Origin of the sequence: Chitinophaga agrisoli (genome assembly GCF_008386695.1) — a bacterium.
GTDB lineage: Bacteria > Bacteroidota > Bacteroidia > Chitinophagales > Chitinophagaceae > Chitinophaga > Chitinophaga agrisoli.
Window position 1 is genome coordinate 1 of the sequence record NZ_VUOC01000017.1, and the last position, 942, is coordinate 942.

At 42.6% G+C, this 942-nt stretch carries 1 protein-coding gene; it reads right to left on the minus strand.

The window, feature by feature from the left end:
- Positions 1-38: 38 nt before the first annotated feature.
- On the minus strand, positions 39-942 hold a 904-nt coding region (locus F0L74_RS34480), incomplete at its 5' end, for an alpha/beta hydrolase family protein (RefSeq protein ID WP_213087165.1).

The window sequence follows — 942 nt, forward strand, 5'->3', positions numbered from 1 at the left end:
GGTCATCACAGAAAACTTCGTTTTAAGTTTTGTAGGCATCACAAATGGAATGGGTACCTCATGCCGGTATTTACTCGGAACATTCCAGACCCATGCTTTACAACTTTGGCAGTACCCATTTCAACTATAAATCCTCGGCAATTATTTGCGGTTATCTCCGCTTCTGTGCTGCACTGATTTCCGTAATGTTTGCCATGCGTGATTGTTGCAGCAAAAACTTCATAAGCGCGATTGTGGCTACATAAGTTATTCGTGCAGCCCGGTTGGACAAGACGGCCGTTGACAAAGAAGTCAATGTGTCCAATAGCAACGCCCAAGCCGTTTTTGTTGACACCAGATCCGTCGGTGTGAATAACTTCAACGTATTGAGCATCGTTTGTTCCCAGTCGTAGTACGTTGTTTTCCCAATCACGAGCCGAAGGGTCTAGACCCGTAATTCTTGCTACTTTGCCTTCCAAATTTCTTCCAGTCACTCCAGCAACATGAGCTCCAAGATTGAAACCAACAATGTGCACCTTATTAAGTGGTAATTTGAGATTTTTCAAAAAAGTAGCGATACTTGATCCCACACCTGTCACAGCCATCACTGCCGTTGAATATGTTGATAAACTGAATGATGACCAATCCACAACGATAACGTTATAATCGCCACTTGTTAAAAATGCGTCTTTAACAATAGGGTTGATCGTCGTCGTAGCAGTGCCACTGTGACCGTGTATTATTACGACAATATCCCAATTATTGTTAAAGCGCGCAGCAGTATCGTTTCCAGTGGGAAAGTGGTCTTCGGTGAGTGTAATCGAATTTCTCTGTGCATTGCTATAGTAATAATATTTATTTAAACTTCCAAATCGCTCCAAGTTTTGAATGGCATCTCCGTTGCAAGCGGCAAATGCAAAGGCCAACAAAGTAATCAGTTTCAACATTTTTCGCGTCTTCACG